Here is a 26,446-nt window from a genome sequence, read left to right on the forward strand (position 1 = left end):
TGACTGAACCTGTAAGTTCAGTCCGTACGTGCCACGTTTTTCAACGAGTATGTTGACACGTACATTTCCGGAGTCTGGAAATCGGCTACTCCCCAACGACGGGCGCAACCTTAACATATTTTGAGAATATAAAACAAGAAACGCAGAAATAATATTTGACTTCTAGTTGAAAACGATTTTCATTTAGATTTATTTATAAATAAAACGTTAAAATAAATAACATTGAGGACAGTGAAATATAGCCTTGGCTATGTTTGTTTTTACACTGATATATAAAAACATAGTTCAGGCTATATTTGTAAGCTATTGATTTGAAATTAATAGTTTATATATTTTCTCAAGATCATCTATATTTCGTACACGAATCAACAATCTTCGATGTTCTAATTGCATCACCAATACACCGTCTTCAGATAAATTCATCTCTTTAATGCGGTTATATTCAATCCAGACGTTGGCGAAGAAAAAGCCTTTCTGCTTGAAGATGATTTTTGGCGTACGGATCCAGAACAGATACAAACCCATCAATACCAGTGCACATAATAACCATGTGGTAAATTGCGCCCCGTGGCTGGTGATGTTGTTGTAGATAAGAATAGCTACCAGGCCAAGGAAGATAACGCTGTCGACTCTGCTGCGGGGAAGCAGGGCGACAGTAAGCAGAGTAGGGCCATTACGGCGGGGCATGATGAACTGATCGTAAATGGCATACGCCAGCAGCGAAAAGATAAATAGAACCAGCACCAGGTCCGTGATAGTCATGAATCCTCAACCCTCTAAATAGAAAAACCGGGGGCAAGCCCCCGGTGATGTACAACAGTTTTACAGGCCGAGCAGTCCGACAGCGTAGCCCGCGATACCGATGACGAAGAAGCCAACGATGATCCACAGCGGGTTCACTTTCTTACGCAGCAGCCACATACAGGCGAATGTCAGCAGCAGAGGAACCAGACCCGGCATCAGCTGGTCAAGGATAGTCTGCACAGTGGTAACACGAGTCTGACCATCCTGACCGGTGATAGTAGAAACCACCAGTGGAATGTTTACGTGCGTCCACTTGTTAACCAATGCCCCCATGACAAACAGGCCGAGGATTGACGCCCCCTCAGTCAGTTTCTGCAGGAAGCCGCCGCCCATATCTTTAACGATATCGACACCTTTACGGTAGCCATATGCCACACCGTAATAACGGGTTGCCAGACGAACCAGGTTAAACAGAACGAAGAACAGCAATGGCCCCAGCAGGCTGCCGCTCATCGCGATACCTGCGCCGAGCGCGGCGAATACTGGGCGAACGGTACCCCAGAAGATCGGGTCGCCGACGCCTGCCAGCGGACCCATCAGACCAACTTTGATACCGTTGATGGCACCATCGTCAATCTCTGCGCCGTTTGCACGCTGTTCTTCCATCGCCAGCGTAACGCCCAGTACTGGAGCCGCTACGTACGGATGGGTGTTAAAGAATTCCAGGTGACGCTTAATCGCTTGCTTACGTGCGTCGTTGTTTTCCGGGTACAAGCGGCGGATAGCCGGCACCATGGAGAAACAGAAACCCAGCGCCTGCATACGTTCGAAGTTCCATGAACCCTGAAACAGGTTAGAACGAATGAACACGCCACGAATGTCACTCGGAGTGAGTTTTTTCTCGGTGGTAGTTTTAGTCATATCAACCATTTCGCTCACCTGCTAGTCCAGTTCGTTATCGAGATCGTTATTGCCAGCCGCCGCAGCAGGTGCACCGGCTACGCGGTTATATTTCGGGCTCAGCTGAATGTAGAGGATCGCCATTACTGCGCCAATCACACCCAGAGCAACCAGGTTGAAGTTAGTAAATGCCGCGGTGACGAAGCCGAGGTAGAAGAATGGCATCAGGTAGCCTGCGCGCATCATGTTGATGACCATCGCATAACCAACCACCACGATCATACCGCCTGCGATGTTCAGACCGCCGGTCACGACTTCCGGAATGGCGTTAAGCATGCTCTGAACTTCACTGGTACCAACAGAAATCGCTACGATTACCGCTGGGATAGCGATACGCATAGCCTGCAGGAACAGAGAGGATACATGCAGCCAGGAGAGTGCTGTCAGGTTACCGTTTTCGGCCGCCTTATCCGCTGCGTGCTGGAATGCTACGGTGATAGTACGAACGATAATGGTCAGTACCTGGCCTGCAGCTGCCAGTGGGATAGCCAGCGCGATACCGGCACCAATGCTTTGGTGACCTGCGATAACCAGAACGGTAGAGATAATTGAGGCCAGTGCCGCATCTGGTGCAACCGCAGCACCGATGTTCATCCAGCCCAGGGCGATCATTTCCAGGGTACCACCGATGATAATACCGGTTTTCATGTCCCCGAGAACGGCGCCAATCAGCGTACAGGCCACCAACGGACGGTGGAACTGAAATTCATCGAGTACCGACTCCATACCCGCGATACATGCGACGATGAACACCAGCACAATCTGAAGAGTGGTAATCTCCATTGTACTTCTCCTATTGCTATACAGACTTAAGTGTGAAAACTAAGTAAATGCCAGGGAATTATTTCACCTTGGCAATCAAATCCATCATTTTCAGTTTCTGATCGGTAGAAACCTTACGTGCCTCAAGCTCAATACCGCGTTCGTTGAGTTTCTTGAAGGCTTCGATGTCTTTGTCATCGACAGAAATTGCGTTGTTTACCTGCGTTTTACCCTGACGGAAAGCCATACCGCCAATGTTTACGGAGGTAATTTTCACACCACCTTCAACGATACGTTCTACGTCGGTTGGGTTGGTGAACAACAGCATCACACGCTCACCTGCATATTTAGGGTTGTTGTAGACGCGGATCATTTTCGCGACATCAACCACATGCGCTGTCACACCCGGAGGTGCTACCTGAGTCAGCAGCGTTTTACGCACGGTATCGGCGGCAACTTCATCACTGACGACGATAATGCGTGTTACGTTGGTTTCTTTGGTCCAGCGAGTTGCCACCTGACCATGGATTAAACGGTCATCAATACGCGCCAGGCCGATCTGCATATAATCGTTCGGACCCATCGGTTTGGCGGGAGCTGCTGCTTTGGGTGCTGCTACTGGGGCAGGAGCGGCTTTCTCAACCGGTTTGGCTTTCAGCGCTTTCACGCCTTCGCTACCAGTTTCAACGGCCAGTGCCACTAATTCATCAAAGCTTGGGTTGTCATCACGCGCCATGAAGGTTTCAACCAGCATGGGAATGTTCACACCGGCGATAACTTCGTAATGCTCTTTATCGACGACAATGCGGCTTGCAGCGTTAAACGGGCTGCCTCCCCATGTGTCAACGAGAAACAGCACGCCTTTACTGGTATCGAGTTTTGCCAACTGAGCGTTGTACTTTTCGATCAGCGTTTCGGCATTTTCGCCTGGAACGAAATCTATCCAGCCGACATTTTCCTGCTCGCCTAACAGCATTTCTGCCGTCTTAAGTAACTGCTCTGCAGCCCAACCATGTGTGCCTATTACAATAGCAATGGTCACTTGCTACCTCCTTTATTATCGTTAACACATCAACGTGAAGATGTATTTGAATCGTCGTCCGCAATCGAATCGATTCAGATAAGGGTTACAAAGAAAAACCTATGATTTTCGTGAATTATTTTAGATATCGAAAAAAATATTTTATGTGATGAAGATCCGTAATTTAACTTCCGATTAAAAGAAATTTCGAAGGGTAAAATATCTCCGAAACAACTTATTGCAAAGGAAGGTAAATCTTTGCTAAAAACCGCTTCTCTCTGTTATGTTTAGCATCTGTTTAATTACTCAGGAGTATAGGGCAGTAGCCCACCATATGGATCGTCACCGACGTCATTTCACCTTCAGGCCGTATCAAGCCTGTCAGATTGGCACTTTTTGCCACAAATTTTCTCTGCATATCGCTTTCACGCCTGAGATCCTCAGCGCGCAGTTTGGTCATTCCTTAAGCAGGAGCTTGTCATGGAATTATTAATGGACCCGCAGATTTGGGTGGGTTTGCTCACGCTTGTCGTTCTTGAAATTGTTCTGGGTATTGATAACCTGGTCTTCATTGCGATCCTGGCTGATAAGCTGCCGCCGAAACAGCGAGATAAAGCGCGTTTAATCGGTTTGTCGCTGGCACTGATTATGCGTCTGGGCCTGTTGTCCGTGATTTCGTGGATGGTGACGCTGACAAAGCCGCTGTTCACGGTAATGGACTATGCGTTCTCGGGGCGCGATCTGATTATGCTGCTGGGGGGTATCTTCCTCTTGTTCAAGGCTACGACAGAGCTGCATGAGCGGCTGGAAAACCGTGAACATGATACCGGGCAGACGAAAGGGTATGCGAGCTTTTGGGTTGTCGTAACGCAGATTGTCATCCTCGATGCAGTGTTCTCGCTGGATGCTGTGATTACGGCGGTCGGTATGGTCAACCATCTGCCAGTGATGATGGCGGCAGTAGTGATTGCCATGGCCGTGATGCTGTTGGCCTCTAAGCCGTTGACCCGATTTGTGAACCAACACCCGACGGTGGTGGTGCTGTGTCTGAGCTTCCTGTTGATGATTGGTCTGAGTCTGGTTGCCGAAGGGTTTGGCTTCCACATTCCGAAAGGCTATCTGTATGCGGCGATTGGCTTCTCAATCATCATTGAGCTGTTTAACCAGATTGCCCGTCGTAACTTTATTCGCCACCAGTCGACGCTGCCATTGCGTGCGCGTACTGCCGATGCGATTCTCCGTCTGATGGGCGGTAAACGTCAGGCCAGCGTGCAGATGGAATCCGACAATCCGGTACCGGTTCCCGTCCCGGAAGGCGCATTTGTAGAAGAAGAACGCTATATGATCAACGGCGTCCTCTCTTTGGCGTCGCGTTCATTACGCGGCATTATGACGCCTCGTGGGGAGATTAGCTGGGTTGATGCAGACCTGAGCGTGGAGGAAATTCGCGAGCAGTTGCTTTCGTCACCTCATAGCCTGTTCCCGGTATGTCGTGGTGAACTGGATGAAATCATCGGTATCGTGCGTGCTAAAGAGCTGCTGGTGGCGCTGGAAGACGGTGTGGATGTGGCGGCGATTGCCTCTGCTTCTCCGGCTATTGTTGTTCCGGAAACGCTGGACCCGATCAATCTGTTAGGCGTTCTGCGTCGTGCCCGCGGTAGCTTCGTTATCGTCACAAACGAGTTTGGCGTAGTACAGGGTCTGGTCACGCCGCTGGATGTATTAGAAGCCATCGCCGGTGAATTCCCTGATGCCGATGAAACGCCTGAAATTATAGCTGATGCAGGCGGTTGGTTGGTCAAAGGCGGTACCGATCTGCATGCGTTGCAACAGGCGCTGGACGTGGATACGTTAGTGAATGAAGACGAAGACATCGCTACGGTGGCAGGTTTAGTCATTGCGGCTAACGGCCATATTCCTCGTGTAGGTGATGTTATCGAGGTCGCACCGCTGAGCATTACGATTGTCGAAGCGAATGACTATCGTGTGGATTTAGTTCGCATTGTTAAAGAACAACCCGCTCACGACGAAGACGAGTAACCGGGTTTAGCGAAACGGCATGACGGGCATACTGTGTCTCCCGTTATGCCGGGTGGGCGGCGGCGTGCTGCCCGCCAGCCATTTTGGAAAATCGCGCAGCGGCATTGGCTTGGCATACAGAAAACCTTGCAATAAATGTACGCCGTGTCGGCGCAAATGCTGAGCTTGCGCCTGTGTTTCAACGCCTTCCGCCACCAGTTCTATATTCAATTTTTTCCCCAAAGCGATAATGATGTCTGTGACGGTTGAGTTCACGGCGTCTGTTCCTATTGCCGAAGTAAATGATTTATCGATCTTCAGCACATCCGGGCGGAGCTTTTCCAGCCAGGAGAGCGAGCTATTGCCGGTACCGAAATCATCAATCGCCAGTTTTACGCCAAGCCGATTTAATTCGCGTACGACCCGATAATCCACATCCAGTAACGCATCGCGTTCGGTCAGTTCGATAACCAATTGCTGGATTGGGTGCTGGCTGAACCAGTACTGATTAAGATCTTTTAGCAACGTGCCATTACGAAAATGGCTGGCGGCGACATTAATCCCAATATGAAACTGGCTGCTCATCGGGAAAACATGTCGTTGCTGAATGGTTTCTGCGATGACATGGCGGGTAAGCGGTACAATCAGGTTGTGCTCCTCAGCGATGGGAATAAACACTTCCGGAGAGATCCAACCCTGGCGTGGGTTATTCCAGCGTAAAAGGATTTCCACGCCCATGCATTGCTGGGTTTGCGCATTAAGCAGCGGCTGGCAAAATAGTTCGAATTCCCGAGCAGCAAGGGCCAGATTAATCTCCCATGAGAAACTCATTCTGCTGGCGGTAGCCAGCCATGCCAGATAACCCACTAATAAACTTAGGATCACCGCCAGCGGCAGCTGTGTTGGCAGGTGTTTTACCGCCAACTCACTGGGACCAGGGCCGGTGACGCTAATGGTAAACGGAAAATGTTGAGATGAAAGCTGGTAGCGTTTTTCATCATTTAGCTTAGGCAGAGTATCGACAACACCTTGATCATACAGTAGATGCCGATTACCAACGGTTAAGCTGGCATCGGTGATCTGCGGCGGCTGGGGTTCAAGCAACATAGACGACAATAAGTCAATATTGACGATTTCCAGTACGCCATCTTCACCATCGGCAGAAGACGGATACCACTGAGTCAGAATCGGACTGCCTTTAATCAACGAATGGTCGGTAGACAGCAGCAGTTGCGGTTCCTTGCTGGGTAATTCGGGCTGCAGTTGACTAATGGGAACATTACGATAACCAAAAATGCTGGAGCAATAGAGGATCCCGCTTTGAATCAGATTAATAGAACGCACCGTTTGCAACCTTGCGGCATGTTTGCTTAAGGGTAAACGCGCCACTGAGCAGGGGAGGCCAATCAACGGCAGCAATACGTCCCGTCCGGTCTGCAAGGGTAAAAGCACGTCATCCAGTTCTTCTACAGCATGGTTGGCAAAGGTGACGATATTTCGGTGATTTAAATTACGCTCCGAAATAAATCGGACAGTTAATGTGAGGATGAGCGTCAGTAGTGCACATACTGTGCAGACGATTAAGCGATTCCGGCGATAATTTTTAATGATCCGTTGTGCTGTTTGCATGCGGGCCGCCCGATAAGCCGTTGGTCACAGAAGCCAACAGCAACAGAGCAAGTGTAGTGGGGAAAATTACAGTAGACGAGGGAGAGGGGGTAAATTCGCCCATCCGTTGCAGATGGGCGAAAATTAAGTATTAGTCACATTGAACTTTGATTGCCAGGCCACCGCGTGACGTTTCGCGGTATTTGGCGTTCATGTCTTTACCCGTTTCGTACATAGTCTCAATGACTTTATCCAGCGAGACGCGCGGCGCGCTGGTACGGCGCATTGCCATACGCGCAGCGTTGATCGCCTTCACTGAAGCAATTGCGTTACGCTCAATGCACGGAACCTGTACCTGACCGGCAACCGGATCGCAGGTTAACCCGAGGTTATGTTCCATGCCAATTTCAGCAGCAACACACACCTGCTCCGGGCTTGCGCCTAACAGTTCAGCCAGACCCGCGGCAGCCATGGAGCAGGCTACGCCCACTTCACCCTGACAACCTACTTCTGCACCAGAGATAGAGGCGTTCATTTTGTACAACGCGCCAATCGCACCGGCCGCCAGGAAATAGCGTGTATAGATATCCGGGCTAACGGACTCAATGAAATGATCGTAATAGGCCAGTACCGCAGGCACGATACCGCAGGCACCGTTGGTTGGCGCTGTCACTACGCGACCGCCCGCGGCATTTTCTTCGTTAACGGCCAACGCAAACATGTTCACCCAGTCGATCACGTTCATTGGATCGTTAGACAGCTTATCGCTGGAAACCAGCATACGACGCAGGGCTGAAGCTCGGCGAGGAACGCGCAGCGGACCCGGCAACACACCTTCGGTGTTCATGCCACGATCGATACATGCCTGCATGGTTTGCCAGACGTGGCCAAAATACTCTTCAATCTCTTTTTTACTGTGCAGCGCAAGTTCGTTCTGCATTGCCATGCCAGAGAGAGACAGGCCGGTGCTGTTGCAATATTCCAGCATTTCAGTAGCGGATTTGAACGGATAAGGCACGCTGACCTCGCCCGAGGCATCCTGACCAAAATGTTCTTCATCAACGATGAATCCACCGCCGATTGAGTAGTAGGTTTTGCTATAAATGACGGTTTCGCCATTGTACGCATGGATCTGCATTCCGTTTTCATGCAGCGGCAGGTTGCCGTTGTGAAAACGCATCCCTTCATTCTGCGGGAAATCCACTTCGTGCTGACCCTGCGCAAGCAGCAGGCGTCCACGCGTTTCTACGTCGCGGATAAATCCGGGGATGCTATCAATATCCACGGTAGCAGGCTCATTGCCCGCCAGACCCATAATAATGGCGATATCGGTGTGGTGACCTTTACCCGTGAGCGACAGTGAACCATACACGTCGACGGCGACACGAGTAACGCTGTCCAGTAATCCTTTTTCGACCAGGTCATCGACGAACTGTTTACCCGCCTTCATAGGCCCTACGGTATGGGAAGATGAGGGACCAATCCCCACCTTAAACATGTCGAATAGACTAATCACGATAATACTCCTACAGGGCGACTGGGCTTTCCAGTAACGATGTTATAACTGCGCATAGTGTAAGAGGGAACGCGGCGATCGGCTTAACTATTCACATGAATTAAACTAATAGATAACCGCGGTTTTACTAATGTTGTGACCTGAGTTTCAAGTTGTCTATTGTGTGCGTAAAGATAAGTATAGTCAGGGCTTGACGCCAATTTGCAGCGCCAGCTCACGAATTATTCCGGCAGTCATTCCCCAGACGAAATATTGCTCATACCAGGAAAGCCATACGCGATGTGAATCGCCACGACGGTAAATATCCAACGGGTGGTAACGACCTAAATGCAGGGCCTGGGCCAGCGGCATTTCGAACACTGCGGAAACTTCATCTTCACTGGCGCGATACGGCAGATTAGGCGGGATAATGCCTACCACTGGGGTGACCTGGAAACCGGTCACGCTGTCGACAGGCGGCAGAACGCCAATCACTTCTACGCATGAAGGTGGGATCGCCACCTCCTCCTGTGCTTCGCGAAGGGCGGCGGCAATTAATGAGGCATCACTGCTATCCACCGCCCCACCGGGGAATGCGACCTGTCCGGCGTGCTTGCGCAGGTGAACGGAACGCTGGGTTAACAGCAACCCCGGCTGTGGGCGACGCACGACGGGGATCAGTACGGCGGCCTGGCGCTGGTTTAACGCGGCATGATTGACCTGCGGGCGCAGGAGTTGAAAGCGCGATAAAAAATCATCAAGCGTCAGGCTGCTGTATTCCACGTGTCAATTCTCCAGTTGGTGCAAAATGCGATTCACTTTATCAAATGTTTCCTGATATTCAGCGTCTTCCTGACTGTCTGCAACAATACCACCGCCTGCGGAGCAATAAATTTGTCCGTTTGTGGCTGTCAGCGTGCGAATGGTAATGCTGGTATCCATATTGCCGCAAAAGCTCAGATAACCAATGCTGCCGCACCAGGCGTTGCGTCTTTGCGGCTCAAGTTCGTCGATAATTTCCATCGCCCGCACTTTCGGCGCGCCGGTAATAGAGCCGCCGGGGAAGGCGGCGCGTAACAGATCGGTGGCGTATAATGACTCTGGCAGACGTGCGGTAATGGTGCTGACCAAATGATGAACGGCAGGGAACGGTTCGACGATAAACAGCTCCGGAACCTGTACCGAACCCGGTACGGCAACGCGGCCAATATCATTACGCATCAAATCGACGATCATCAGGTTTTCCGCACGATCCTTCGGCGAATTCGCCAGTCGCCGGGCCTGCTCACGATCGGCATCGGTATCTTCAAGCCTCGGTAGCGTGCCTTTAATCGGACGCGTCTGGATGTGCTGGTTTTCCAGCAGAATAAATCGTTCCGGCGAAAGGCTGAGGATTGCACCTTCCTCAAGACGAATAAATGCACTAAACGGGGCGCGGTTGGCGTGATTGAGAGTGACAAATGCCTGCCACTCATCGCCCTGGTAATGCGCCTGAAAACGCTGGGCAAGATTGACCTGGTAACAGTCACCGCTGTGCAGATAATCCTGCACCCGGCGGAATTTTTCGCCGTACTGAGCACGGCTCATATTAGACTGCCACGCCGAAGTTAATGTAAACGGCTCACGCGTTGGCGGTTGTTGCGCGTCGAGCCATTTCAGGCGAGCCTCGACATCGGTATGGCTGAGCAGCGATACGGTCTGCAACTGGTGATCGACAATCAGTGCCCAGTCGTAAATGCCAACGGCCATATCCGGTAGCGTAATATCGCGCTCTGCAATAGTGGGCAGAGATTCGAAGCGTCGGCCAAGATCGTAGCCAAACAGACCTAACGCACCGCCCTGAAACGGCAGGTCGGGGTGATATTCGGGGTGAATCTTGTGTGCGGTTAGTGCGGAATGTAATACCGTCATGGGATCATCAAGCGAGCGCGAGGTTGCGTGCCCGTCCTGCACTACGGTCTCTGTAGCTCGCGTAACAAGCGTGGTGACGGGATCCGCCACCAGAATATCAAAGCGGTTATGCGGATGGTCGGCTTGACCCGAATGCAGCAGCATCGCCCAGGGCAGATGGCTTAATGTCGAAAAATAGCGTTCAGCGGCGTCCTGACGCCAGGGTAATGTGATTACTGCGGGAGATAACGTCTTCATCAGTCCTGACTCGTTGCTACTCTACTGGCTAACTGCCCGGTAGCATGAAATAATTAGCGCAGACAATTTAGCAGGAGTTAACAATGTTTGCAGGTTTACCTTCACTCAGTCATGAGCAGCAGCAAAAAGCGGTAGAGCGTATTCAGGAGCTGATGTCGCAGGGGATGAGCAGCGGACAAGCCATTGCTCTTGTTGCTGAAGAGTTACGCGCCAGTCATACCGGCGAGCGGATCGTGGCGCGTTTTGAAGATGAGGACGAATAACGCCGCTTAAACTGCAGCGATAATCTTAATCTCAACTTTGTATTTCGGGTTCATCAACCCGGCTTGAACGGTACAACGTACCGGCGCGTGACCCGCAACAACCCACGCGTCCCAGGCTTTGTTCATGGCGGCAAAATCGTTTTTGTCTGCCAAAAACAGGGTGGCATCAAGAATACGTGACTTGTTGCTGCCTTGTTTTTCCAGCACCGCATCAATTTGCGCCAGCGTATTTGCCGTTTGCTCAAAAGCGTCTGCATCCAGATTTTCCGGCACGCCAGTGTAATACAGCGTGTTGTTGTGGATAACCACGTCGGACCAACGCGCTTCGGCATCAATGCGCACAATCGTCATAAATCATTCCTCATTTACGTGTTTTCAAATGGCTTTGGGTTGCGCCAAGACTGCCATAATGTTGTGCCCACGTCACCTCTTCAACTGGCGAAAGAGCTGCTGGCCTGACATAATCCCTGTTCAAATGAACAGGGGGTAGTGTGACGGACGATTTTGCAGCAGACGGTCAGTTGGCTAAAGCAATACCGGGTTTTAAACCGCGAGAACCACAGCGGCAGATGGCCATCGCCGTCAGTCATGCCATCGAAAAATCACAACCGTTGGTGGTAGAAGCCGGAACCGGGACGGGTAAAACCTATGCTTATCTTGCCCCAGCGCTGCGTGCCGGAAAGAAGGTCATTGTCTCCACGGGCTCGAAGGCGTTGCAGGATCAGCTATACAGCCGCGATCTCCCGACCGTCGCTAAGGCACTAAAGTTCACCGGTAAACTGGCGCTGCTGAAAGGGCGTTCAAACTATCTGTGCCTTGAACGTCTCGAACAGCAGGCACTCGCGGGTGGTGACTTGCCGGTACAAACGTTAAGCGACGTCATCCTGCTGCGCTCCTGGTCAAATCAAACCCTTGATGGGGACATCAGCACCTGCGTCAGCGTGGCGGAAGACTCTCAGGCCTGGCCGTTGGTCACCAGCACTAATGACAACTGTCTGGGCAGCGACTGCCCGCTGTATAAAGAGTGTTTTGTCGTGAAAGCGCGTAAAAAAGCGATGGATGCGGATGTCGTCGTGGTTAACCACCATCTGTTTCTCGCTGATATGGTGGTAAAAGAGAGCGGGTTTGGCGAACTGATCCCGGAAGCTGATGTAATGATCTTCGATGAAGCGCATCAGCTACCGGATATCGCCAGCCAGTACTTTGGTCAATCGCTCTCCAGTCGCCAGCTGTTAGACCTGGCGAAAGACATCACCATTGCCTATCGCACCGAGCTGAAAGACACTCAGCAGTTGCAAAAGTGCGCCGATCGCCTTGCACAAAGCGCTCAGGACTTCCGCTTGCAACTTGGTGAGCCGGGCTATCGCGGAAACCTGCGGGAACTGCTGGCCGACCAGCGCGTACAACGCGCGTTTTTGCTGCTCGATGACACGCTGGAGCTATGTTATGACGTGGCGAAGCTGTCTCTTGGGCGTTCGGCGTTGCTGGATGCCGCGTTTGAACGCGCCACACTTTACCGTGCGCGCCTGAAGCGTCTGAAAGAGATCAACCAGCCAGGCTTCAGCTACTGGTATGAATGCACCTCCCGCCATTTCACTCTCGCGCTGACGCCGCTCACTGTGGCGGATAAATTCAAAGAAGTGATGGAACAAAAGCCGGGCTGCTGGATTTTTACTTCCGCGACGTTGTCGGTAAACGATGACCTTCATCATTTCACCGCGAGGTTGGGGATTGAAGATGCCGAGTCGATGTTATTGCCGAGTCCATTTGATTACACGCGCCAGGCGCTGCTATGCGTGCCGCGTAATCTCCCGCAAACCAACCAGCCGGGGGCTGCACGCCAGTTAGCATCCATGCTGCGACCTATTATTGAAGCGAACAACGGTCGCTGCTTTATGCTGTGCACTTCGCACGCGATGATGCGCGATCTGGCGGAACAATTCCGCGCCACCATGACGCTTCCCGTTCTGCTGCAGGGCGAAACCAGTAAAGGGCAACTGTTACAGCAGTTTGTCAGCGCAGGTAATGCGCTACTGGTTGCCACCAGCAGCTTCTGGGAAGGCGTGGACGTGCGCGGTGATACGCTGTCGCTGGTGATAATCGACAAACTGCCGTTTACCTCGCCGGACGACCCGCTGTTAAAAGCCCGAATGGAGGATTGTCGACTGCGCGGCGGCGATCCGTTTGAAGACGTCCAGTTGCCGGATGCGGTAATCACCCTGAAGCAGGGGGTAGGGCGTCTGATACGTGATGCCGACGATCGCGGCGTGCTGGTGATTTGCGACAATCGTCTGGTTATGCGGCCATACGGCGCCACCTTCCTGGCGAGTCTTCCTCCTGCGCCGCGGACGCGTGACATAGCTCGCGCGGTTCGCTTTCTTGCCATACCAACGACTGAGTAATTTGTTACGGAGTGTGGTAAGATGCGCGCCAAATTTATTGATCTGATCACAAACACCCATGCGAATTCTGGCTATCGATACCGCCACAGAGGCGTGCTCTGTTGCCCTGTGGAATGACGGTACTATCAAGGCTCACTTTGAGCTTTGCCCACGAGAACACACCCAACGAATTTTACCGATGGTTCAGGAAATCCTGGCCGCTGGCGATCTCACGTTAACCGATATCGACGCCCTGGCGTTTGGTCGCGGTCCCGGCAGTTTCACCGGCGTGCGTATCGGTATTGGCATTGCTCAGGGGCTGGCGTTAGGCGCAAACTTACCGATGATCGGCGTCTCCACCCTGGCGACCATGGCGCAGGGCGCCTGGCGTAAGTCGGGCGCGACTCGTGTACTGGCGGCGATTGATGCGCGAATGGGCGAAGTCTACTGGGCCGAATACCAGCGTGATGACAACGGCAACTGGCACGGTGAAGAAACCGAAGCGGTGTTAACCCCCGAGCAGGTACATGAGCGTTTACTGCAGCTTTCTGGCGAGTGGGTAACTGTTGGGACGGGCTGGCCAGCCTGGCCTGAGCTTGGTAAAGACAGCGGTCTGACGCTCAGCGATGGTGACGTGCTGCTTCCTGCGGCTGAAGATATGCTGCCTGTCGCCGCGCAAATGCTGGCTGCGGGTAAGACCGTAGCGGTCGAACACGCGGAACCGGTTTATTTACGTAACACCGTGGCGTGGAAGAAACTTCCCGGTAAAGAATGAATCTTAGTAGTACATCCCCGGTTAATTTTCATAGACGTCGGTGCACAGCATTGTGAACAGGCCGGGGCAGAAGCTAAGAAAAGGGAGTCGCAATATGGCGGTGCAAAAGCAGTTATTGAAAGGTGTGTTGGCGGGGGCCTTGGCGTTAATGCTTAGCGGCTGCGTCACCATCCCGGATGCGATTAAAGGTTCGAGCCCGATGCCGCAGCAGGATCTGGTGCGGGTGATGAATGCGCCGCAGCTGTATGTCGGACAGGAAGCGCGTTTTGGTGGCAAAGTGGTGGACATTCAGAACCAGCAGGGAAAATCCCGTCTGGAAATTGCCACCGTTCCGCTCGATAGCGGTGCGCGTCCAGTGCTGGGTGAAGCCTCTCGCGGGCGTATATATGCTGATGTAAATGGCTTCCTCGACCCGGTGGACTTTCGCGGGCAACTGGTCACCGTCGTCGGCCCGATTAGCGGTACGGTGGACGGAAAAATAGGTAATACGCCGTATAAATTCATGCTGATGCAGGTAACCGGTTATAAACGCTGGCATATTACTCAGCAGATTGTCATGCCGCCTCAGCCTATCGACCCCTGGTTCTACGGTGCGCGTGGCTGGCCTTACGGTGGCTATGGTGGATGGGGCTGGTACAATCCCGGCCCGGCACAGGTTCAGACCATAGTGACAGAGTAACTCTTTGTTTTATTGGTAAAAGAAACAGCGGCCCGTCCGCTGTTTCTGCATTAACGTGGATATAAGAAAAATAAATAGTGACGTGCTTCGCAACCTTGTCGTTGTGTAATAAACAAACTGGTACGCTGAGTTAATATTATGTTAACAGTTTGTTTATTGCCTGGGGTTGTGATGACGACGAATACGCATTTTAGAGGTGATGTATTGAAAAAGGTTTGGCTTAACCGTTATCCCGCTGGTGTTCCTGCGGAGATCAATCCTGACCGTTATCAATCCCTGGTGGAACTCTTTGAACACTCAGTAAGACGGTATGCCGATCAGCCCGCGTTTGTAAACATGGGGGAGGTGATGACCTTCCGCAAGCTTGAAGAGCGTAGCCGTGCGTTTGCCGCTTATTTGCAACAGGGGCTCGGGCTGAAAAAGGGCGATCGCGTCGCGCTGATGATGCCGAATTTGCTGCAATATCCGGTCGCACTGTTTGGGATTTTACGTGCCGGCATGATTGTCGTGAACGTGAACCCGCTGTACACGCCTCGCGAGCTGGAACATCAGCTCAACGATAGCGGCGCGTCGGCAATTGTCATCGTATCTAACTTTGCCCACACGCTGGAAAAAGTAGTCGACAAAACGTCTGTGCAACACGTGATCCTGACGCGTATGGGCGATCAGCTGTCCACCGCCAAAGGGACGCTGGTTAACTTCGTCGTCAAGTATATCAAGCGTCTGGTGCCGAAATATCACCTGCCGGATGCCATCTCGTTTCGCAGTGCGCTGCAAAACGGTTATCGCATGCAGTATGTGAAGCCCGAAGTCGTGTCGGAAGATTTGGCGTTCCTGCAATATACTGGCGGGACAACCGGCGTGGCGAAAGGCGCGATGCTTACACACCGCAACATGCTGGCTAACCTGGAGCAGGTTAATGCCACCTATGGCCCGTTGCTGCATCCGGGTAAAGAACTGGTGGTAACGGCCCTACCGCTGTATCACATTTTTGCGCTAACGATGAACTGCCTGCTGTTTATTGAGCTAGGTGGTCAAAACCTGCTGATTACTAACCCGCGTGATATTCCGGGGCTGGTAAAAGAGCTGGCGAAGTATCCATTTACCGCGATGACCGGTGTCAATACGTTGTTTAACGCGCTGCTGAATAACAAAGAGTTCCAGCAACTGGATTTCTCTTCACTCCACCTCTCGGCAGGCGGCGGAATGCCGGTTCAACAGGCGGTAGCTGAACGTTGGGTGAAGCTGACAGGTCAGTATCTGCTGGAAGGCTACGGCCTGACGGAGTGCGCGCCGTTGGTAAGCGTCAACCCTCACGATATCGACTACCACAGCGGCAGTATCGGGTTACCGGTGCCTTCCACCGAGGTCAAGCTGGTGGACGACGACGACAACGAAGTGCCGCCGGGAGAACCGGGGGAGCTCTGCGTGAAAGGCCCGCAGGTGATGCTGGGCTACTGGCAGCGACCAGACGCCACTGACGAAATCGTCAAAGACGGCTGGCTGCACACCGGCGATATTGCAGTGATGGATGATGAAGGTTTCCTGCGTATTGTCGATCGTAAGAAGGACATGATCCTCGTGTCCGGCTTTAACGTCTATCCGAACGAAATTGAAGACGTGGTTATGCAACATCCTGGCGTGCAGGAAGTGGCTGCGGTTGGTGTTCCGTCCGGCAGCAGCGGTGAAGCGGTGAAAATTTTCGTGGTGAAGAAAGACGCCTCGTTAACCGATGAAGCGCTGGTCACTTTCTGTCGTCGTCACCTGACGGGCTATAAAGTACCGAAGCTGGTGGAGTTTCGCGATGAGTTGCCGAAATCTAACGTCGGTAAAATTTTGCGACGAGAATTACGTGACGAAGCGCGCGCCAAAGTGGACAATAAAGGCTGAGCGTTAAGTCAGCCAGCAGAAAACGCCGGGTAATCCGGCGTTTTTTTTGGCGCAAACCTAAGAGAGCACGATTTGAATTATCAAATGATCACCACGGACGACGCGTTGGCCACGCTGTGCGAAGCCGTCCGTGAATTTCCGGCGATAGCCCTGGATACAGAATTTGTTCGCACGCGTACCTATTATCCGCAGTTGGGGCTGATCCAGCTGTTTGATGGCAAACACGTTGCTCTGATTGATCCGCAGGGGATCACCGACTGGTCGCCGCTGCGTGATATTCTGCGTGATACTGCCATCACCAAATTCCTACATGCAGGTAGCGAAGATCTGGAAGTATTTCTCAACACTTTTGGCGAACTGCCGCAGCCGTTGATTGATACACAAATTCTGGCTGCTTTTTGCGGTCGTCCGCTGTCGTGGGGTTTTGCCGCGATGGTGGAAGAGTTTACGGGCGTGGCGCTCGACAAAAGCGAGTCGCGTACTGACTGGCTGGCCAGACCGCTGACCGAGCGTCAGTGTGAGTACGCGGCGGCTGATGTCTGGTATCTATTACCGATCACCACAAAACTGATGGTCGAAACTGAAGCCAGCGGCTGGCTGCCAGCCGCACTGGACGAATGTCGCTTAATGCAGCAGCGTCGCCAGGAGGTTCTGGCGCCTGAAGACGCATGGCGCGACATCACCAACGCCTGGCAGCTGCGTACCCGTCAGTTGGCCTGCCTGCAACTGCTTGCCGACTGGCGACTGCGTAAAGCACGTGAGCGCGATCTGGCGGTGAACTTTGTGGTGCGTGAAGAACATCTGTGGTCGGTCGCTCGTTATATGCCGGGCAGTCTGGGCGAGCTGGATAGTCTGGGACTTTCCGGGAGCGAAATTCGCTTCCACGGCAAGACGCTGATCTCCCTGGTAGAAAAGGCACAGGCCTTACCGGAAGAGTCGCTGCCGCAGCCGCTGCTGAATTTGATGGATATGCCAGGCTATCGCAAGGCGTTCAAAGCCATTAAGACGCTGGTTGCTGAAGTGAGTGCGGAACATAATCTTAGCGTCGAGCTGCTGGCTTCACGCCGTCAAATCAACCAGCTACTCAACTGGCACTGGAAATTAAAGTCACAGCAGACTCTACCGGAGCTGATTTCCGGTTGGCGGGGCGAGTTGATGGCAGAACGACTCAACGCGCTGCTGCAAGGATACCCACAGTAGAAAACCTAAAAAAACGGGAGCTGGGCTCCCGTTTTTAATCGGATTCGCGTTAGCGACACAGTGCCTGACGAATGGCTTCACCTACCTGTTGGGTGGTGGCGAAGCCTTTCATATCTGGCGTTTTCGGGCCGCTGGCAATGACCTGCTCAATTGCCGCCAGAATACCGTCGTGGGCGGCTTTATAGTTGGCATCACCGTTGCCAAGGAAGTCGAGCATCATGGCTCCAGCCCAGATAGTCGCTATAGGGTTGGCGATATTCTGACCGTAGATATCCGGGGCCGAACCGTGTACCGGCTCGAACAGGGACGGGAAGGTGCGTTCCGGATTTAAGTTGGCAGAAGGCGCAATGCCAATCGTTCCGGTACAGGCTGGACCGAGATCGGAGAGGATGTCACCAAACAGGTTGGAAGCAACCACGACGTCAAATCGCTCAGGCTGCATGACAAAGCGGGCGCACAGAATATCAATATGCTGTTTATCCCAGCGGATCTCAGGATAGTGTGACGCCATCGCTTCGACGCGTTCATCCCAGTAGGGCATGCTGATGGCCAGCCCATTGGATTTGGTCGCCGAAGTCAACGTTTTGCGTGGTCGACTTTGTGCCAGTTCAAAGGCAAAACGCAAAATTCGGTCGACGCCACGGCGGGTGAAGACCGACTCCTGGATCACCATCTCGTGTTCAGTACCTTCGCTCACGCGTCCGCCGAGGGCAGAGTATTCTCCCTCGGTGTTTTCGCGTACGACGTAGAAATCAATGTCGCCAGGCTGCTTGCCAACCAGTGGGCAAGGAACTCCCGGAAACAGGCGCACCGGTCGCAGGTTGACGTACTGGTCGAATTCGCGGCGAAACTTAAGCAGCGAACCCCATAATGAGATGTGGTCAGGCACGGTGTCCGGCCAGCCAACCGCGCCAAAATAGATAGCATCGAAGGATTGCAACTGCTCATGCCAGTCATCGGGCATCATCTTGCCGTGATGGGCGTAGTATTCGCAGCTGGCCCATTCCATTTGCTCAAAGCTGAGCGACAACCCCCAACGCTCGGCGGCTGCCTGCAACACATGAATGCCCTCAGGCAGGACTTCTTTACCAATGCCATCTCCGGGGATAGCGGCGATACGCCAGGTTTTCTTCATAGCAGCTCTCACTTGTGCGCCATCAAAATTGACTTTCTCCTTATCCTATAATTGACTGATTAATAGTTAATCCCCCTAACTGGTGAAACATAAAACACAGATCATGAATAATCTGCCGCTGCTAAATGATTTACGCGTCTTTATGCTGGTTGCCCGTCGTGCAGGATTTGCCACCGTTGCCGAGGAACTGGGCGTATCACCGGCTTTTATCAGTAAGCGCGTTGCCCTGCTGGAGCAAACGCTGAATGTAGTGCTGCTGCATCGAACAACGCGGCGCGTAACAATCACGGAAGAGGGGGAGCGGATCTACGAATGGGCGCTGCGGATCCTACAGGATGTAGATCAAATGATGGACGAGCTTTCTGATGCCAGGCAGGTTCCGCGGGGGATGCTGCGTATAATTAGTAGCTTTGGTTTTGGCCGCCGGGTGGTGGCTCCGGCGCTGTCTGCGCTGGCAAAAGAGTACCCGCAGTTAGAACTGAGGTTCGATGTTGAAGATCGTCTGGTGGATATGGTGAATGAGGGCATCGATCTTGATATTCGTATCGGGGATGATATCGCGCCGAACCTGATTGCCCGCAAGCTCGCGACTAACTACCGTATTTTGTGCGCCTCGCCGGAATTTTTGACGCAGCATGGGACGCCGAAGCAACTCAACGATCTTGCCACTCTTCCTTGTCTGGTCATCAAAGAGCGCGACCATCCGTTTGGTATCTGGCAAATGCGCAATAAAGAGGGCGCGCATTCGATTAAAGTTACGGGGCCTCTGTCGTCTAATCATGGCGAAGTGGTACATCAGTGGTGCCTTGATGGGCAGGGAATAGCCCTGCGGTCATGGTGGGACGTTTGCGACAACATTGCCAGCGGAAACTTGATACACATATTGCCCGAGTATTATCAACCAGCAAATATTTGGGCGGTGTATGTTTCCCGGCTGGCGACGTCGGCAAAAATCCGTATTACGGTCGAGTATTTGCGCCGCTATTTTACCGAAAACTATCCAAAGTTTACTTTGGAATAAAAGTGCAACAGGTTGGCAAGAAACAGAAAATAAAAAAGGCAGAATAATCTGCCTTTTTTGTAACGATGACTCTCTGAGCAAAGCCGTTATTTAGATTCTTCGGCTTCAGGTAATGTCACGTTAAGTTCGAGGATAGAAATATCGCCGTCTTTTTGCTCAAGCTGTACGGTCACCATTTCAGGATCAATTTGTACATACTTGCAGATAACCTCGAGAATATCTTTCCTCAACTGCGGTAAATAATGTGGCTCGGCGTCACTACGACGGCGTTCCGCAACAATAATCTGCAGTCGCTCTTTAGCGATGTTCGCTGTGCTCTTTTTCCGCGAGAGAAAAAAATCCAGTAATGCCATAACTTATCCTCCGAACAGGCGTTTGAGGAAACCTTTCTTCTCTTCTTCAATGAAGCGGAAAGGACGTTCTTCTCCCAACAGACGGTCTACGGTATCAGCATAGGCTTTACCGGCATCAGCATTGATGTCGAGAATAACCGGCTCACCCTGGTTAGACGCGCGCAGGACTGACTGATCTTCAGGAATCACGCCAACCAGCTTGATTCGCAGAATTTCCAGTACGTCTTCCATGCTCAGCATGTCACCTTTATTTACGCGGCCAGGGTTGTAGCGCGTCAGCAACAAATGCTCTTTAATCGGATCTTCACCGTTTTCCGCACGACGAGATTTCGACGCCAGAATACCCAGAATACGGTCAGAGTCACGTACAGAGGAAACTTCCGGGTTAGTGGTGATTATCGCTTCATCGGCAAAATACAGGGCCATCAGCGCACCGGTTTCAATACCCGCCGGAGAGTCGCAGACAATGAAGTCGAATTCCATCGTTTTCAGGTCGTCCAGAACTTTCGCGACGCCTTCACGCGTCAGCGCGTCTTTATCGCGAGTCTGTGAGGCCGGAAGAATAAAGAGATTTTCGGTACGCTTATCTTTGATTAACGCCTGATTTAACGACGCATCGCCCTGAATAACGTTGACGAAGTCATAAACGACGCGGCGTTCACAACCCATAATCAGATCAAGGTTACGCAGGCCGATATCAAAATCAATAACGACAGTTTTCTTTCCCTTCTGGGCCAAACCTGTAGCGATGGCCGCGCTGGAGGTGGTTTTGCCAACGCCCCCTTTACCCGAAGTAACAACAATAATGCGTGCCATAGAAATTCCTTGTTAAAAAGGGATCAATTCAACGGTTGAACTGTCAAAGCGTTCTCTGCTAATTGCAGACGTGCCGCTTTGCCATAAAATTCTGCTGGGATTTTATCACTCAGCCAATAAACACCTGCGATAGACACCAGTTCTGCCGTCAGATGGGTACAAAAAATTTGCGCTTCCCGATCACCGCTAGCGCCTGCCAACGCACGGCCTCTCATCATTCCATAAACATGAATATTGCCATCAGCGATAAGCTCTGCGCCTGCACTGACGTGGCTTGTAACAATCAGATCACATTGTGGTGCATAAATGCGCTGACCGGAACGAACCGGCACATTTATTAATCGTGTTTTTGTGATGGGAGTAACGTTTTGCGGCGGAGCGACGTGAGCCGGGGCCTCAACAGGCGCAGGACGAATAGCTTTTTCTTTACCTTCAGTCAGTAAAGGAAGACCCATTTCGTCGATTTCAGCCTTGAGTCTGGCGTCTTTGCATCCGCTAACGCCGATAATTCGCAATCCAGTAGACGCGACAACTTTCTGCAACGCTGACCAGTTTACCGGGCTTTCAAGACCACTCACGTTAACCACGACGGGAGCATGTTTTAAAAAAGCAGGTGCCTGCGCGATTTTGTCTTCCAACGCCTGACGAATAACCTCGGGTTCTGCTTCATGTAAGTGAACCACTGATAAGGTGAAGCTACTGCCTTTAAGCTCGATTGGCGTGTTTGACATCCTGGCCTTACTCAATTTGCTATTTATCATCCCCAGCGCGGGGTGATATTCCGAAGACTATAAGGCATGTTATAGTCAGTATTATATTGAGGCAAGCCACCATTCCGTGAATTCAGAGTAAAAGATATGTTTTGTGTGATCTACCGAAGCAGTAAACGTGACCAGACCTATTTATATGTCGAAAAAAAAGACGATTTCTCGCGAGTTCCTGAAGAACTGATGAAAGGATTTGGTCAGCCGACGCTGGCAATGATGTTGCCGCTTGATGGCCGTAAAAAGCTCGTTAATGCCGATCTGGAAAAAGTAAAACAGGCACTCACCGAGCAGGGCTATTATTTACAAATACCACCACCGCCAGAAGATTTACTTAAACAGCATCTGGCTGCGGCGAAACAAAATACACCAGACGCTAAACGTTAAACTGCATCCGGCAGCAGCACGCCCCATCGATGCAGTACCTGAAATCGATAACTACGTTAGGGGAAAATAATGTATCAACATCATAACTGGCATGGTGCTCTGCTGGATTATCCGGTGAGTAAGGTGGTTTGCGTAGGGAGTAACTATGCCAACCATATTAAAGAGATGGGTGGAACCCCTCCGGAAGAGCCGGTGTTGTTTATCAAACCGGAAACTGCGCTGTGCGATTTGCGCCAGCCGCTGGTGATCCCATCTGATATGGGTTCAGTTCATCATGAAGTTGAGCTGGCGGTACTGATTGGCGCGACCCTACGTCAGGCGACGGAAGAACATGTGCGCAAAGCCATCGCGGGCTATGGCGTCGCGTTGGATCTGACCTTGCGTGATATTCAGGGCAAAATGAAGAAAGCGGGGCAGCCGTGGGAAAAAGCGAAGGGTTTTGATAACTCTTGTCCGCTGTCGGGTTTTATTCCGGTGGCCGAGTTTAACGGCGATCCGCAGGATACGATGCTGGGGTTAACGGTCAACGGTGAAACACGCCAGCACGGCTCCACGGCGGATATGATCCATCAAATCGTTCCTTTGATTGCCTATATGAGCCGTTTCTTTACCCTCAAAGCGGGCGATGTTGTGTTGACGGGGACGCCAGCAGGTGTTGGGCCGTTAAACAGCGGTGATGAGCTGGCCATCAGTTTTCATGGTCAAACGCTGACGACACGCGTGCTGTAATCTCTTCTTGCCGCCTTTTCGGGCGGCAAAACTTGCATCAGCGTGCCAGACTGGTTATAAGGTGCAGCTTTATTGTAATAGCGGATACCCTGATGAGCGACATACCTTTCTGGCAAAGTAAAACCCTGGATGAAATGACCGATGCCGAGTGGGAGTCATTATGTGACGGGTGTGGTCAATGCTGCCTGCATAAGCTGATGGATGAAGACACCGACGAAATTTATTTTACCAACGTCGCGTGTAAGCAGCTCAATATCAAAACCTGTCAATGCCGTAATTACGAACGCCGATTCGAGTACGAGCCTGACTGTATCAAACTGACGCGCGATAATCTGCCTACCTTTGAATGGCTGCCGATGACCTGTGCTTATCGTCTGTTAGCGGAAGGTAAAGGGCTGCCGGAGTGGCATCCACTGCTGACGGGGTCCAAAGCGGCAATGCACGGCGAGCGTATTTCAGTACGTCATATTGCGGTGAAAGAATCGGAAGTGCGTGACTGGCAGGACCATATTTTGAACAAACCTTCATGGGCGGACTAAGCCGCCCATCGATTAGCAGGTGTAAGGGCTTAAGACTTTTTCGCCTGATACATCTCATCTCCATGGTTGTCATCTTCAACCCAGAAGTTGATGTTGAATTGGGCGTCGTCGCTTAATTCAACGCGATGCCAGTACTGCGGCGGGCTGGTCGCGAACTGACCGGCATTAATCACCACTTTTACTTCAGGCTCTTTTGCGTCTTCATTGGCAAAACCGTAATACGTTACCGTACCTTCCATCACACAAAGCTGGCCAAAAACGCCTGCTGCAGTGTTATGGTGAGAAAGAAGTGCTGCGGGGACATTGTCTTTGGTAAAGAAGGGAGTAGAGCGTTTAACTTTCCAGTTTGCCGGGATGCGTAAATGGGACATAAGACATCTCCTTGGTGTGGCATCTATAAGATGTATTTAATATACATCTTATAGATGCCAGCAGGCAATGAATTTAAGCCAAAAAAAACGCTCCCGAAGGAGCGTCTCTGTTAGCGACCGAAGAGGTCACGTTTTTTCGGTTTGAACGGCTGTGCTATCACCACCAGCACGCCGACTACCAGGTAGGCGGCGAAGATCCCCAACAGCCACTGCGGCATTTCCAGGGTTAAAAAAGACCACTGGCGCTCAGCACAGTCACCGGACGCTAAAAACACCTGCGGCAGCCATTTGTCCAGTGGCAGCCAGCTTGGGAAGCGTGCGGCAAAATCACAGGTCATAAACGGGGACGGGTGCAGCTGAATCATGGTGTGCTCATATGCTAACTGAAGTCCGCGCCAGGCACTGTAAATCCAGATTATCATCGCCACATAGCGCAGCGGTGTTTTTGGTGCAATAGCACCCACCAGCCCTGCACCCATCACGCCAAATAATGCGCTACGTTCGTAAATACACAACACGCAAGGTTTTAGCAGCATGACGTGCTGGAACCACAGCGCAACGAGCTCCAGCGCAAAGGCGGTTAACGCCAACAATAACCATGCCCCACGACCTCGGGAGCACTGGTTTAAAAATCGCAACATAATCATTTCCCTGCAACATGCGTAGAGACCGCAGTTTAAACCAATTCACTTTATGCGCCACTAGCGGGAATTGAAAATTTGCGTAATCGGATAATTATCATGCAAAAAGTCAAACCGGGCAGTGATTTGCCCGGTTAATTGTTATGAAAGTGTAGCTAACCAGCCCGTTTGGGTCATCCACTCGGTCACCGGGACAAGCGTGAACTCGACGCAAAGCAGACCGACGAGCGTCAGGACGAGAGTATAAGGCAGAGCCATCCACACCATGCGACCATACGAGAGGCGAATTAACGGCGCCAGTGCAGAGGTCAGCAGGAACAGGAATGCAGCCTGGCCGTTCGGAGTTGCCACCGAAGGCAGGTTGGTCCCGGTATTGATCGCCACCGCTAACAGCTCATACTGATTGAGGCTGATGGTCCCCTGTTCCAGCGCGGCTTTGGCCTCGTTAATGTAAATGGTGCCGACAAATACGTTATCAGAAATAGAAGACAGCAGGCCATTGAAGAGGTAGAACAGCGTCAGTTGGGCATGTTCGGAGGATTGCAATACAAACTGAATGATCGGCGAAAAGAGCTGTTGATCGATAATCACCGCAACAACAGAGAAGAACACGGTCAGCAGGGCGGTGAAGGGCAGCGACTCGGTAAAGGCTTTACCTATCGCATGTTCGTCGGTGACTCCCGTCAAGGAGGTTGCCAGAATGATGACCGACAAACCGATCAATCCGACTTCTGCCAGATGCAGGGCCAACGCAACTACCAGCCAGACGCCAATAATAGCCTGGACAATCAGTTTGATTTTGTCCTGGCGGGTACGTTGCTGGCGGCTCTGATCGTCAAACTGTTGCAGGACATCACGGACGGTCTCCGGCAGCGTTTCGCCATAGCCAAACCAGCGCAATTTCTCGACCAGTACACAGGTTAACAGGCCGCAAATCAGTACTGGGACGGTAACCGGCGACATGCGTAGGAAGAAGTCGCCAAAATGCCAGCCAGCCGCTTTGGCGATAATCAGGTTTTGTGGCTCGCCCACCATGGTCATCACGCCGCCTAACGCCGTACCGACACCCGCGTGCATCATCAGGCTACGCAGAAAACCACGGAACTGCTCAAGAACGACCTTATTGTGCTGATCGATATGGCTGTCATCGAGCATGTTGTTGTCTTCCGCGCGGGAAGAGGCAACGCGATGGTAGATGCCATAAAAACCGACCGCAACGCTGATTACCACGGCCACGACGGTCAGCGCATCAAGGAACGCCGAGAGGAAAGCGGCCGCAACACAAAATGCCAGCGACAGCAGCGTTTTGGAGCGAATAGTGAGTAGCAGACGCGTGAAAATAAACAGTAGCAACTGCTTCATAAAGTAGATGCCTGCCACCATAAACATCAGCAGCAATAACACCTCAAGGTTTGCGGCAACCTCTTCACGAACATGTGTGGCGCTGGTCATACCAATAATGACAGCTTCGATAGCCAACAGCCCGCCAGGCAGCAGTGGGTAGCATTTTAACGCCATCGCCAGCGTGAAAATGAACTCGGCCACCAGCAACCAGCCGGCGATAAAAGGGTTGATGAAAAAAATAATCGGGTTAACGACTAAGAAGACAAGCAGTGCAAGTTTGTACCAGTCTGGTGATTGACCTAAAAAATTGCGCCACATCGCGCGGCCCCATGATAGCTCCATGGTGATTTCCCTACCTTTAAAAATGAAATCATATTTTTATGTTTGACCGCAAAGCTTAG

28 protein-coding genes and 1 riboswitch are annotated in these 26,446 nt (G+C 51.8%); of the genes, 12 read left to right on the forward strand and 16 right to left on the reverse strand.

The annotated features are described in order from the left end of the window. Position 1: 1 nt before the first annotated feature. Positions 2 to 106: riboswitch (yybP-ykoY riboswitch) on the reverse strand. Positions 107 to 303: 197 nt separating this feature from the next. From OGX66_RS21595 to manX, 4 genes are read right to left on the reverse strand one after another with little or no spacing between them, the layout of a single operon-like run. Continuing rightward, a complete protein-coding gene (locus OGX66_RS21595; protein WP_048216190.1) occupies positions 304 to 762 on the reverse strand; it encodes a DUF986 family protein in 459 nt (152 codons plus the stop codon). 60 nt (positions 763 to 822) lie between these two features. Continuing rightward, positions 823 to 1,674, reverse strand: a complete 852-nt coding sequence (locus OGX66_RS21600; RefSeq protein ID WP_008322630.1) for a PTS mannose transporter subunit IID — start codon at positions 1,672 to 1,674, stop codon at positions 823 to 825. 12 nt (positions 1,675 to 1,686) lie between these two features. After that, complete coding sequence (locus OGX66_RS21605) at positions 1,687 to 2,487, reverse strand: PTS mannose/fructose/sorbose transporter subunit IIC (protein WP_003021004.1); 801 nt, start codon at positions 2,485 to 2,487, stop codon at positions 1,687 to 1,689. A 58-nt stretch (positions 2,488 to 2,545) separates the two neighbouring features. Continuing rightward, positions 2,546 to 3,508, reverse strand: a complete 963-nt coding sequence (gene manX / locus OGX66_RS21610) for a PTS mannose transporter subunit IIAB (protein ID WP_003841624.1) — start codon at positions 3,506 to 3,508, stop codon at positions 2,546 to 2,548. A gap of 313 nt (positions 3,509 to 3,821) precedes the next feature. Between manX and OGX66_RS24645 the strand changes: the two genes are divergently transcribed. Beyond that, entirely contained in the window at positions 3,822 to 3,980 is a 159-nt protein-coding gene (locus tag OGX66_RS24645; protein ID WP_371302741.1) for a protein YoaL, read from the forward strand. Next, positions 3,968 to 5,527: a CNNM family cation transport protein YoaE gene (gene yoaE / locus OGX66_RS21615; RefSeq protein ID WP_003844070.1), complete on the forward strand. Its 1,560-nt coding sequence runs from the start codon at positions 3,968 to 3,970 to the stop codon at positions 5,525 to 5,527. Before OGX66_RS24645 ends, yoaE begins: the two co-directional genes overlap by 13 nt. A gap of 6 nt (positions 5,528 to 5,533) precedes the next feature. Here yoaE and pdeD read toward each other — a convergent pair whose 3' ends face one another. The 4 genes from pdeD to pabB all read right to left on the reverse strand — a co-directional run bounded on the left by pdeD (position 5,534) and on the right by pabB (position 10,757). Continuing rightward, on the reverse strand, positions 5,534 to 7,135 hold the full coding sequence (pdeD, locus tag OGX66_RS21620; RefSeq protein WP_057101931.1) for a cyclic di-3',5'-guanosine monophosphate phosphodiesterase PdeD: 1,602 nt from the start codon (positions 7,133 to 7,135) through the stop codon (positions 5,534 to 5,536). 130 nt (positions 7,136 to 7,265) lie between these two features. After that, positions 7,266 to 8,630 carry an L-serine ammonia-lyase gene (gene sdaA, locus OGX66_RS21625; protein WP_046671127.1) on the reverse strand — a complete coding sequence of 455 codons (1,365 nt, stop codon included), beginning with the start codon at positions 8,628 to 8,630 and terminating at the stop codon, positions 7,266 to 7,268. Between the two features lie 183 nt (positions 8,631 to 8,813). Beyond that, complete coding sequence (locus OGX66_RS21630) at positions 8,814 to 9,392, reverse strand: CoA pyrophosphatase (RefSeq protein ID WP_003020991.1); 579 nt, start codon at positions 9,390 to 9,392, stop codon at positions 8,814 to 8,816. 3 nt (positions 9,393 to 9,395) lie between these two features. Next, positions 9,396 to 10,757, reverse strand: a complete 1,362-nt coding sequence (gene pabB / locus OGX66_RS21635) for an aminodeoxychorismate synthase component 1 (protein WP_044711058.1) — start codon at positions 10,755 to 10,757, stop codon at positions 9,396 to 9,398. An 83-nt stretch (positions 10,758 to 10,840) separates the two neighbouring features. Between pabB and OGX66_RS21640 the strand changes: the two genes are divergently transcribed. Beyond that, positions 10,841 to 11,020 carry a YoaH family protein gene (locus OGX66_RS21640; protein ID WP_003020986.1) on the forward strand — a complete coding sequence of 60 codons (180 nt, stop codon included), beginning with the start codon at positions 10,841 to 10,843 and terminating at the stop codon, positions 11,018 to 11,020. Between the two features lie 6 nt (positions 11,021 to 11,026). Here OGX66_RS21640 and OGX66_RS21645 read toward each other — a convergent pair whose 3' ends face one another. After that, positions 11,027 to 11,371 carry a RidA family protein gene (locus OGX66_RS21645; protein WP_003020984.1) on the reverse strand — a complete coding sequence of 115 codons (345 nt, stop codon included), beginning with the start codon at positions 11,369 to 11,371 and terminating at the stop codon, positions 11,027 to 11,029. Between the two features lie 140 nt (positions 11,372 to 11,511). Between OGX66_RS21645 and yoaA the strand changes: the two genes are divergently transcribed. The 5 genes from yoaA to rnd all read left to right on the forward strand — a co-directional run bounded on the left by yoaA (position 11,512) and on the right by rnd (position 17,945). Next, positions 11,512 to 13,422 (forward strand): DNA repair helicase YoaA, encoded by a 1,911-nt coding sequence (gene yoaA, locus OGX66_RS21650; RefSeq protein WP_003020980.1) that lies wholly within the window; start codon positions 11,512 to 11,514, stop codon positions 13,420 to 13,422. 58 nt (positions 13,423 to 13,480) lie between these two features. Next, positions 13,481 to 14,176, forward strand: a complete 696-nt coding sequence (gene tsaB, locus OGX66_RS21655; RefSeq protein ID WP_049002324.1) for a tRNA (adenosine(37)-N6)-threonylcarbamoyltransferase complex dimerization subunit type 1 TsaB — start codon at positions 13,481 to 13,483, stop codon at positions 14,174 to 14,176. Between the two features lie 94 nt (positions 14,177 to 14,270). Next, complete coding sequence (locus OGX66_RS21660; RefSeq protein ID WP_003020975.1) at positions 14,271 to 14,855, forward strand: Slp family lipoprotein; 585 nt, start codon at positions 14,271 to 14,273, stop codon at positions 14,853 to 14,855. A 204-nt stretch (positions 14,856 to 15,059) separates the two neighbouring features. Continuing rightward, positions 15,060 to 16,745 (forward strand): long-chain-fatty-acid--CoA ligase FadD, encoded by a 1,686-nt coding sequence (gene fadD, locus OGX66_RS21665; RefSeq protein ID WP_003020970.1) that lies wholly within the window; start codon positions 15,060 to 15,062, stop codon positions 16,743 to 16,745. Positions 16,746 to 16,829: 84 nt separating this feature from the next. After that, the gene (rnd, locus tag OGX66_RS21670) at positions 16,830 to 17,945 is read left to right on the forward strand and encodes a ribonuclease D (RefSeq protein WP_136345690.1); all 1,116 of its coding nucleotides are present in this window, start codon (positions 16,830 to 16,832) and stop codon (positions 17,943 to 17,945) included. 49 nt (positions 17,946 to 17,994) lie between these two features. Here the strand turns inward: rnd and OGX66_RS21675 are convergent, their stop codons facing one another. Beyond that, complete coding sequence (locus OGX66_RS21675) at positions 17,995 to 19,080, reverse strand: tartrate dehydrogenase (RefSeq protein ID WP_088902191.1); 1,086 nt, start codon at positions 19,078 to 19,080, stop codon at positions 17,995 to 17,997. Positions 19,081 to 19,183: 103 nt separating this feature from the next. Here OGX66_RS21675 and OGX66_RS21680 point away from each other — a divergent pair, with 103 nt between their 5' ends. After that, positions 19,184 to 20,101 (forward strand): LysR family transcriptional regulator, encoded by a 918-nt coding sequence (locus OGX66_RS21680; protein ID WP_057101930.1) that lies wholly within the window; start codon positions 19,184 to 19,186, stop codon positions 20,099 to 20,101. Between the two features lie 86 nt (positions 20,102 to 20,187). Here OGX66_RS21680 and minE read toward each other — a convergent pair whose 3' ends face one another. The 3 genes from minE to minC are packed head-to-tail and all read right to left on the reverse strand — an operon-like array spanning position 20,188 to position 22,001. Then, positions 20,188 to 20,454, reverse strand: coding sequence for a cell division topological specificity factor MinE (minE, locus tag OGX66_RS21685; RefSeq protein ID WP_001185666.1), 267 nt, complete (start codon positions 20,452 to 20,454; stop codon positions 20,188 to 20,190). Positions 20,455 to 20,457: 3 nt separating this feature from the next. Continuing rightward, positions 20,458 to 21,270 (reverse strand): septum site-determining protein MinD, encoded by an 813-nt coding sequence (minD, locus tag OGX66_RS21690; protein WP_003020956.1) that lies wholly within the window; start codon positions 21,268 to 21,270, stop codon positions 20,458 to 20,460. A gap of 23 nt (positions 21,271 to 21,293) precedes the next feature. Next, positions 21,294 to 22,001 carry a septum site-determining protein MinC gene (gene minC / locus OGX66_RS21695; RefSeq protein WP_003844062.1) on the reverse strand — a complete coding sequence of 236 codons (708 nt, stop codon included), beginning with the start codon at positions 21,999 to 22,001 and terminating at the stop codon, positions 21,294 to 21,296. Between the two features lie 126 nt (positions 22,002 to 22,127). Here minC and OGX66_RS21700 point away from each other — a divergent pair, with 126 nt between their 5' ends. From OGX66_RS21700 to ycgN, 3 genes are all read left to right on the forward strand, one after another. After that, positions 22,128 to 22,421 (forward strand): YcgL domain-containing protein, encoded by a 294-nt coding sequence (locus tag OGX66_RS21700; protein ID WP_003020949.1) that lies wholly within the window; start codon positions 22,128 to 22,130, stop codon positions 22,419 to 22,421. Between the two features lie 69 nt (positions 22,422 to 22,490). Then, on the forward strand, positions 22,491 to 23,150 hold the full coding sequence (locus OGX66_RS21705; protein WP_003020947.1) for a fumarylacetoacetate hydrolase family protein: 660 nt from the start codon (positions 22,491 to 22,493) through the stop codon (positions 23,148 to 23,150). A 92-nt stretch (positions 23,151 to 23,242) separates the two neighbouring features. After that, positions 23,243 to 23,689 carry a cysteine cluster protein YcgN gene (gene ycgN, locus OGX66_RS21710; RefSeq protein ID WP_003020944.1) on the forward strand — a complete coding sequence of 149 codons (447 nt, stop codon included), beginning with the start codon at positions 23,243 to 23,245 and terminating at the stop codon, positions 23,687 to 23,689. A gap of 29 nt (positions 23,690 to 23,718) precedes the next feature. On the opposite strand, the gene OGX66_RS21715 is transcribed toward ycgN, so the two are convergent. The 3 genes from OGX66_RS21715 to nhaB form a co-directional block, all read right to left on the reverse strand. Continuing rightward, entirely contained in the window at positions 23,719 to 24,060 is a 342-nt protein-coding gene (locus OGX66_RS21715; RefSeq protein WP_003020940.1) for a TehB family protein, read from the reverse strand. A gap of 110 nt (positions 24,061 to 24,170) precedes the next feature. Next, positions 24,171 to 24,701, reverse strand: coding sequence for a disulfide bond formation protein DsbB (dsbB, locus tag OGX66_RS21720; protein WP_057101928.1), 531 nt, complete (start codon positions 24,699 to 24,701; stop codon positions 24,171 to 24,173). A gap of 141 nt (positions 24,702 to 24,842) precedes the next feature. Beyond that, the gene (nhaB, locus tag OGX66_RS21725) at positions 24,843 to 26,387 is read right to left on the reverse strand and encodes a Na(+)/H(+) antiporter NhaB (RefSeq protein ID WP_003020934.1); all 1,545 of its coding nucleotides are present in this window, start codon (positions 26,385 to 26,387) and stop codon (positions 24,843 to 24,845) included. Between the last annotated feature and the right edge of the window lie 59 nt (positions 26,388 to 26,446).

The organism is Citrobacter sp. Cf072, assembly GCF_030334485.1.
Lineage (GTDB): Bacteria > Pseudomonadota > Gammaproteobacteria > Enterobacterales > Enterobacteriaceae > Citrobacter > Citrobacter freundii.